This is a genomic window from Streptomyces sp. NPDC058198, from assembly GCF_042882605.1.
GTDB lineage: Bacteria > Actinomycetota > Actinomycetes > Streptomycetales > Streptomycetaceae > Streptomyces.
The window spans coordinates 168,134-177,763 of record NZ_JBHVVP010000007.1 but is presented as its reverse complement, the minus strand read 5'-3'; the positions used below and the strand labels follow the sequence as shown (position 1 = coordinate 177,763).

General features: G+C 73.1%; 1 pseudogene. It reads right to left on the bottom strand.

Features of this window, described 5'->3' with window-relative positions:
- Window positions 1-19: 19 nt before the first annotated feature.
- A pseudogene (locus ACFVWW_RS23805) lies at window positions 20-9,586 on the bottom strand (type I polyketide synthase); the annotation flags it as partial.
- Window positions 9,587-9,630 lie beyond the last annotated feature (44 nt).

The following is a 9,630-nucleotide window of genomic DNA, read 5'->3' as shown; positions in this document are numbered from 1 at the left end:
CGTTCTCTCCAGATCTCTTTCAGTTCGCCGAGTTCTCGGTGGCGAGCCGCAGCAGGCTTTCCGCGTCCATGTCGTCGAGCGAGTCGCTCCCGCCGTCGGCCACCGGGCCCGGGGCCTCGGCGTCGTCGGCGGTGGCGAGTTTCAACACCATGTCCAGCAGGCCCGCTTTGCGGAGTCGGCTGATCGGGACGGATGCGAGGACGTCGCGCATGCGCGCTTCCGGGTCGTTCGCCCGGTCCGCGTCCTGCGCGGGTACGGCCCCGAAGAGGAGCGGGGCGAGATGCTGCGCGAGTGCGGCCGGGGTCGGGTGGTCGAAGACCAGCGCCGCCGGCAGGGGCAGGCCGAGGCCGGTCCGCAGCCGGTTTCGCAGCTCGACCGCCGTCACGGAGTCGAACCCGACGTCGCGGAAGGCCCGGGTCGCCGGGATGGCGTCGGCCACGTCGTGGCCGAGTGTCGCCGCCGCGTCGGCGCGTACCGCTTCGAGCAGGGCGCGGGCGCGCTCCGCGGTCGGCAGTGCGTCGAGCCGCCGCCGCAGCGGCGGTACGTCGGCGTCGGTGTCGCCGGTGGGGAGGCCGTTCCCGGTGGCCAGCGCCTGGCCGGCCTCCGGGATTCCGGCCAGCAGGGGGCTGGGCCTGGTCGCGGTGAAGCTGGGGGTGAACACGTCCCAGTCCATCGATGCCACCGTGAGGGCCGTGTCGTCGTCCTCCAGCATCCGCTGGAGGGCGGCGAGGGCCGGCGCCGGTTCCATCGCCCGTACGCCCTGGCGCCGCAGCCGCTCATGGACCTCGAAGACCGTGGCCATGCCGACCTCGGCCCAGGTGCCCCAGGAGACGGACGAGGCGGTGAGGCCCTCGGCCCTGCGGTACTCGGCCAGGGCGTCGAGGAACGCGTTGGCCGCCGCGTATCCGGGCTGGCCGCCGCTGCCCCAGATGGCCGCGCCCGAGGAGAACAGGACGAACGCGTCCAGGTCGAGGTCGCGGGTCAGTTCGTGCAGATGCAGGGCGGCGGTCAGCTTCGACCGCATGAGCGCGTCGAGCTGTCCGAGCGTCAGTGACCGCACGGTGTCGTCGCCGTCCGCCACCCCTGCGGAGTGGAACACGGAGGTCAGCGGGGAATCGGCGGGGATCGCCGCGAGTACGCCGGCCAGCGCCGCGCGGTCGGCGGCGTCGCAGGCCGCGATGGTGACCCGGGCGCCCAGTTCCTCCAGTTCCGCGCGCAGTTCGGCCGCGCCGGGCGCGTCCTCGCCGCGGCGGCTGGTCAGCACCAGGTGTTCGGCGCCGCGCTCGGCCATCCAGCGGGCGACCCGGCCACCGATACCGCCGGTGCCGCCGGTGATCAGTGCCGTACCGCGGCCCTGCCAGCGGCGTTCGGGGGCGGCGACCGCGGGCGCGGCGTGCACCATGCGGCGTCCGTAGACACCCGAGGGTCGGATGGCGACCTGGTCCTCACCGTCGAGGCCGGCCAGTACGGCGGTCAGCCGGGCCACGGCCCGCGCGTCCACCGCCTCGGGGAGGTCGACCAGACCGCCCCAGCGGTCCGGGTGCTCCAGCGCGACCACGCGGCCGAGGCCCCACAGCGCGCCCTGCACCGGGCTGGTCAGCCGGTCGTCCCGGCCGACGGAGACGGCGCCGCGGGTGACGCACCACAGCGGTGCGTCGAGCCCGGCGTCGCCCAGTGCCTGGACGAGGGTGAGTGTCAGGGCCAGCCCGCCGGGCACCGAGCCGAAGTCCGGGTGCCTTTCCTCGACGGGGGCCAGCAGCGACAGCACGCCCGCGAACTCGCCTCCGTCGGCGGTCAGTTCAGTGAGCCTTTTGGCCCAGACGGTGCGGTCGGCGCCCTCGGTCCCGGCTTCGAACAGGACCGTGTCCCGGCCGAGCGCGGCGAGCGCGGTGGAGACCCACGGGTCGTCGGCCCCGCCTGCCGCGACCACCGCGAGCCAGCGGCCCTCGGCAGGGCCGGCGGCCGGCTCGCTCAGCCGGGTCCAGTCGACGCGGTAGCGCCACTCGTTGACGAGTGAGCGCTCCCGCGACTTGGCGCGCCAGGCCGAGAGCGTGGGCAGTACGGCGCCGAGCGAGGAACGCTCACCGTTGGCTCCGACGCCCAGTTCGTCGGCGAGGGACTCCAGGTCCTCGCTCTCGACGAGCCGCCAGAACGCCGCGTCCGCGTCGGTGCCGGCCGCGCCGCCGTTCTCGACGGGCTTCTGCTCCGGCCAGTAGCGCCGGCGCTGGAAGGCGTACGTCGGCAGCTCCACCGGGGTGAGACCGCCGGCCGGGAACGCCGTGCGCCAGTCGACCGGTGTCCCGTGCACATGCGCCTCGGCGAGGGAGGCCAGGAAGCGCCCGGTGTCACCCTCGTCCCGGCGCAGCGACCCCAGGACCACCGCGGATCCGGCGGCTTCCGCCACCGTCTCCTGGGTCTCCTGGATGGGCCCGGCCAGCACGGGATGCGGGCTGGCCTCGATGAAGACCCGGTGCCCGTCGGCCAGCAGCGCCCGGGTCGCCTCCTCCATCCGTACCGTCTGCCGCAGGTTGGTGTACCAGTAGTCGCCGTCGAACGCGGCTGTCTCCAGCCGGCCGCCGGTCACCGTCGAGTAGAAGGGCACCCGGGGGGAGGTGGAGCGGACCGTGGCGAGCACTCGCGACAGCTCGTCGCGTACCGCTTCGACGTGCGCCCCGTGCGAGGCGTAGTCCACCGAGACCTTGCGGGCGCGGACGTTCTGCTGTTCGCACGCGGCGAGCAGTTCGTCCAGGGCCCGGGCGTCGCCGGACACGACGACCGAGGAGGGGCCGTTGACCGCCGCCACCGAGAGGAGTTCACTCCAGGGTTCCAGCAGGGCCGTCACCCGCTCGACCGGAGCGGCCACCGACATCATGCCGCCCAGGCCGGAAAGACGGGGCAGGGCCTGGCTGCGCAGTGCGACGACGGCCGCGGCGTCCTCCAGGGTCAGCGCGCCGGCCACGTACGCCGCGGCGATCTCGCCCTGCGAGTGGCCGACCACCGCCGCGGGCTCGACGCCGTAGGAGCGCCAGAGCGCGGACAGCGCCACCATCATCGAGAACAGCGCGGGCTGGACCACGTCCACCCGTTCGAGCAGGGCCGGGTCTCCTTCACCGGCCAGCACGTCGTGCAGCGACCAGTCGATGTACGGGGCCAGCGCCTCGGCGCACGCGTCCACGGTGTCCCGGAACACGTCGGAGCTCGCGAGCAGGTCGCGGCCCATCCCCCACCACTGGGATCCCTGGCCGGGGAAGACGAACACCGGGCCGCCGGCCGCGTCCTCGTCCGCCACCCCGCGCACCACGCCCGCGGCGCTCTGCTCGGTGACCAGCGCGTCCAGGGAGCGCAGGAAGTCGTCCCTGCTCTCGCCGAGCACCACCGCGCGGTGGGCGAAGGTGGACCGGCCGGTCGCCAGCGACCAGCCCACCCGCGCGGGCGACAGGAGAGGGTCGGCGTCGGCGTGGGCGAGCAGCCGGGCCGCCTGCTCGCGCAGCGCTCCGTCGGACTTCGCCGAGATCAGCCAGGGCAGCACGCCTTCGTGTGCCGCGTCCTGTCCGGGCTCGTCCGGCGTCTCCTCGCCCGGCTCTTCGGCGGGCTCTTCGGCCGCGGGGGCCTGTTCCAGGATGAGATGCGCGTTGGTGCCGCTGATCCCGAAGGACGAGACTCCGGCCCGCCTCGGGCGGCCGGCGTCCGGCCACGCGGTCTGCTCGTGCAGCAGTTCCACCGCGCCCGCGGTCCAGTCGACGTGTGACGACGGAGTGCCCGCGTGCAGCGTCCTGGGAAGGACACCGTCACGCATGGACATCACCATTTTGATGACCCCGGCGACCCCGGCGGCTGCCTGTGTGTGCCCGATGTTGGACTTGAGCGAGCCCAGCCAGAGCGGGCGCTCCGGATCCCGGTCCTGGCCGTACGTCGCCAGCAGTGCCTGCGCCTCGATCGGGTCGCCGAGTTTGGTGCCGGTGCCGTGTGCCTCCACGGCGTCGACGTCCGCCGTCGACAGACCGGCGTTGGCCAGCGCCTGGCGGATCACCCGCTGCTGCGAGGGGCCGTTGGGCGCGGTGAGTCCGTTGGACGCGCCGTCCTGGTTGATCGCCGAGCCGCGTACCACCGCGAGCACGCGGTGCCCGTTGCGCCGCGCGTCCGAGAGGCGCTCCATCAGGACGACGCCGACGCCTTCCGCCAGCGTCATCCCGTCGGCGGCTTCGGAGAACGGCTTGCAGCGGCCGTCGAGCGCGAGCGCCCGCTGCCGGCTGAAGCCCACGAAGGCGTGCGGGGTGGCCATCACGGCCGCGCCGCCGGCCAGCGCGAGCGAGCTCTCGCCGCTGCGCAGCGACTGGCACGCCAGATGCATCGCGACCAGCGAGGACGAGCAGGCGGTGTCGACGGTGACGGCGGGGCCCTCGAAGCCGAAGAGGTAGGACACCCGGCCCGACAGCACGCTGGCCGCCGTGCCGGTGACCATGTGCACCTCGGAGCCCTCGGCTCCGTTCTGCACGCTCGACGAGTAGTCCTGGTAGCTGGCGCCGATGAACGTACCGGCGGTGCTGCCGCGCAGCGAGTCCAGCTCGATTCCGGCGCGCTCGAAGGCCTCCCAGGAGGTCTCCAGCAGCAGGCGCTGCTGCGGGTCCATGGACACCGCTTCACGCGGCGATATCCCGAAGAACCCGGGGTCGAACTCGGCCGCCTCGTGCAGGAATCCGCCCTGGACGGAGTAGGTCCTGCCCTGCCGGTCCGGGTCGGGGTCGTAGAGCCCCTGGGCGTCCCAGCCACGGTCGGCCGGGAACTCCGAGATGACATCGGCGCCGTCGAGGGCGAGTCGCATCAGCTCTTCGGGGGAGCCTGCGCCGCCGGGGTAGCGGCAGCTCATGCCGATGATGGCGATCGGCTCGTCGTCGGCGTCGGTACCGGCGGACGCGGTCGCCGCCGACGACGCCTGCGCGTCACCCACGGCCTGGGACCGCAGGAAGCCGGCCAGCACGGCGGGGCTGGGGTAGTCGAAGACCATGGTCGACGGCAGCTTCAGACCGGTGGCCGACACAAGGCGGTTGCGCAGGTCCACCGCGGTGACCGAGTCGAAGCCGATATCCCGGAAGGCGCGCCGCTCGGGGAACACCTCGGCGGAGGCGTGGCCCAGGACGGCGGCCGCCTCCGTACGGACGAGATTCAGCAGCAGGCGTTCCTGCTCGGGGGCGGTCAGCTCGTGCAGCCGCGCCGCGAGATCGCTCATCTCCGGCCCCGCGCCGCCCTGTTCGGCGCTCTCCGCCAGCTGCCGTCGTACCTCGGGCACCTCGTCGAAGAGGCGCGTGGGGCGGCCGGAGGTGAAGACGGGGTAGTACGTGTCCCAGTCGACGTCCGTCACCCCGATGACGGTCTCGTCGTCGTCCAGGACCCGCTTCAGCCCGCTCAGCGCCAGCTGCGGGTCCAGGTACTGGAGACCGCTGCGGCGGATCTGGTGCGGGTCGGCGAGCTCGCGCTCGATGTCGTCGGGCCACTTGCCCCAGTGCAGCGAGGTGGTGCGCAGGCCACGGGCCCGGCGCTGGGTGGCGAGGGCGGAGAGGTAGGCGTTGCCCGCCACATACGCGGCGTGGTGACCGCTCCCCCACATGCCGGCCGTGGACGAGTAGAGGATGAAGTCGTCCAGCTCCTCGTCGTCCAGCAGCTCGTCCAGGTGCCGGGCGCCGGCGACCTTCGCGTGCACGACGTCGGAGAAGGACTCCATGCTGGTCTCGGCCAGCGAGTACAGCTCGATAACGGCGGCCGTGTGGATGACCGTACGGACCGTACGGCCGTCGTTCTTGAGGTTCGTCAGGAGTGCGGCCACCGCGTCGCGGTCGGTGACGTCGCAGGCGGCGATGGTGGCTTCGGTGCCCAGCTCGGCCAGTTCGGCGACGAGTTCCGGAGCGCCGGGGGCCTCGATGCCCCGCCGGCTCACCAGCACCAGATGCTCGGCGCCGTGCGCCGCCAGCCAGCGCGCGAGGCCGGGGGCGAGGGTGCCCGAGCCGCCGGTGACGAGCGTGGTGCCGCGCGGCTTCCAGTCGCGGGACGAGGCCTTCCGGCCGGCGCCGGCGCGGACGATACGGCGGGTCAGCACACCGGAGGACCGGATGGCGAGCTGGTCCTCCTCGCCCAGCGCGCCCGCCAGAGCGGACACCAGACGCTGAGCCGCCCGCTGGTCAAGCGTCTGCGGCAGATCGATGACCCCGCCCCAGCGCTGCGGATGCTCCAGCGCCGTCGTCCACCCCACCCCGGCCACCTGAGCCTGCGCGGGGGACGTGACCTCGTCGGAACGGCCCGTGGAGACCGCGCCCTGGGTGAGGAACCACAGCGGGGCGCCGATTCCGGCGTCGCCCAGGGCCTGGACCAGGGACACCGTCAGAGCGAGCCCGAGGGACAGGCCGGGGTACCGCTCGCCCGGCTCCTCGGCGCGGGCGAGCACGGACACGATTCCGGCAACCTCGCCGCTCCCGGCCAGCCGCTCCGCCAGGACCGTACGATCCACACACGGCTCGTCCAGCACCAGACGCCGCACCTCAGCGCCCGATCCGCTCAGTGCACCGACGACCTCGGCGTCGTCGATTCCCTCGGCGGACACCACCAGCCAGGCGCCCGACAGCGACTTCTGCGGAACGGTGCTCACCGGGGACCAGGACACGCGGTAGCGCCAGGAATCGACCGTCGACCGGTCCCGGCGCGACCTGCGCCAGGACGACAGCGCCGGCAGCACGGCGGCCACCGAGCCCTCGTCCGTACGCAGCGTCGAGGACAGCGCGGAGAGATCCTCCTGCTCCACCGCCGCCCAGAACGCCGCGTCCAGGGGATCGACCGCGGCGACCTGGTCGAGCACGTCGGGGATGTTCCAGAAACGCTCGTGCTGGAACGCGTAGGTGGGCAGGTCCACCCGCCGGGCGTCCGTGCCCGCGAAAACACCCGCCCAGTCGACGTCGACGCCACGGACGAAGACCTCGGCGGCCGAGAGCAGGAACCGCGACAGACCACCCGTGTCCCGGCGCAACGTCCCCGTGGCGACAGCGGGTTCGCCCGCGTCGTCGATCATGTCCTGCACCGACATCGTCAGCACCGGATGGGAACTGACCTCCACGAAGGCGCGGTGCCCGCTGCCCAGGAGGTCGAGGACCGCGTCGGCGAACCTGACCCGCTGGCGCAGATTGCTGAACCAGTACCCGGCGTCCATCTGCTCGGTGTCCAGCCAGTCACCGGTGACCGTCGAGAAGAACGGCACCTCGGAGACGCGCGGACGCACCGGCCCCAGCTCACGCAGGAGTTCGTCGCGCAGGTCCTCGACCTGGGCGGAGTGCGAGGCGTAGTCCACCGCGATCCGGCGGACCCGCACCTCCTCGGCCGTCAGCTCCGCGAACAGCTCGTCCAGGGCCTCCGGCTCACCCGAGACGACAACCGAGCGCGGGCCGTTGACCGCCGCGACCGACACCCGGCCCGACCACGCCTCCAGCCGGCTCTCCACCTCGGCCACGGGCAGCGGGAGCGACATCATTCCGCCATGCCCCGCCAGTCGCCGGCCGATCGCCTGGCTGCGCAGTGCCACCACCCGCGCGCCGTCCTCCAACGACAGCGCGCCCGAGGCCACCGCGGCCGCGATCTCGCCCTGTGAGTGCCCCACCACGGCGTCCGGCTCGACACCGCGCGAACGCCACAGCGCGGCCAGCGACACCATCACCGAGAAGGAGGCGGGCTGGACCACATCCACCCGCTCCAGGGACGGCGCGCCCTCGACACCCCGCAGCACATCCACCAACGACCAGTCGGTGAACTCGCCGAGAGCCGCCGCACATTCACCGATCCGCTCCGCGAAGACCGGCGACTCATCCAGCAGACGAGCCCCCATCCCCACCCACTGCGAACCCTGACCCGGGAAGACGAACACCGTCTTCCCCTCCACATCGGCCACACCGTCGACCAGGCCGGCCCAGGACTCGGCGGCGCCCAGCGCGCGGGCTCCGGCCAGGAGTTCGTCGTGGTCCTCGCCGACCAGCACGGCGCGGTGGTCGAACACCGACCGCGACGAGACCAGCGAGAAGCCCACGTCGGCCGGCCGCGGCTGCTGACCGGTCTCCGCACCGGTCTCCGCCCAGGAGACGAGAGCCGTCGCCTGGTCCCGTACCGCCGACCGGCCGCGACCTGACACCACCCAGGGCACCACGCCGCCCGCGACGGGCACCGGCTCCGCCTGCGGCTCGGCCTCCTCGGCGGCCGGCGCCTCTTCGAGCAGCGCGTGGGCGTTCGTTCCACTGATGCCGAACGACGACACCGCGCACCGGCGCGGCCTGCCCGTCTCCGGCCACTCCACGGCCTCCGACAGCAGCCGCACCGCGCCCGAGGACCAGTCCACCTGCGACGACGGGGACTGCGCATGCAAGGTCCGCGGCAGCACCCCGTTGCGCAGCGCCATCACCATCTTGATGACCCCGGCGACACCGGCGGCCGCCTGCGTGTGACCGATGTTGGACTTGAGCGAGCCCAGCCACAGCGGGCGCTCCGGATCCCGGTCCTGGCCGTACGTCGCCAGCAGCGCCTGCGCCTCGATCGGGTCACCGAGCCTGGTGCCGGTGCCGTGCGCCTCCACCGCGTCCACATCCGCCGTCGACAGACCGGCCTGCGCGAGGACCTGGCGGACCACCCGCTCCTGCGAGGGGCCGTTGGGCGCGGTGAGCCCGTTGGACGCGCCGTCCTGGTTGACGGCGGAGCCGCGCAGTACGGCGAGGACCTGGTGCCCGTTGCGGCGGGCGTCCGAGAGGCGCTCCGCGACGAGTACGCCGACGCCTTCGCCCCAACCCGTACCGTTCGCGTCGTCGGAGAACGCCTTGCAGCGGCCGTCGGGCGCCAGCCCGCCCTGCTTGCTGAACTCCACGAAGACCGAGGGCTCCGACAGCACCGTGACGCCGCCGATGACGGCGAGCGAGGACTCGCCGTTGCGCAGCGACTGCGCCGCCACGTGCAGCGCGACCAGCGAGGAGGAGCAGGCCGTGTCGACCGTCATGGCGGGGCCTTCGAGCCCGAGGGTGTAGGCGAGCCGGCCCGACAGCACACTGGCCGCGGTTCCGGTCAGCGCGTGCCCCTGGAGCTCTCCGGCCGTTCCGGCCGACGGCTGTCCCCAGTGGTAGGCGCCGACGAAGACACCGGCCTGGCTGCCGCGCAGCGAGTTCGGGGCGATCCCGGACCGTTCGAGGGCTTCCCACGACACTTCGAGCAGCAGCCGCTGCTGGGGGTCCATCGCGAGGGCCTCGCGCGGGGAGATACCGAAGAATCCGGCGTCGAATTCCGCCGCCTCGTAGAGAAAGCCGCCCTCGTGGGTCGCGCTGCTGCCCTCTCCGTCGCCGGTGAGCCGGTCCAGATTCCAGCCGCGGTCCGCCGGGAATCCGGAGATGGCGTCGCCACCGGAATCGACGAGATCCCACAGGGCCTCCGGGGAGCGGACGCCGCCGGGGAGGCGGCAGCTCATTCCCACAATGGCGATGGGCTCGTTGTTCTTGAGTTCCAGTTCGCCGATGCGCTGACGCGCGCGGCGGAGATCTGAGGTGACCCGCCTCAAGTAGTCGACGACTTTGTCCTGCTGGTCTTCTGGCACCGGTCCGTCCTCATCATCGGGTCGCGAAC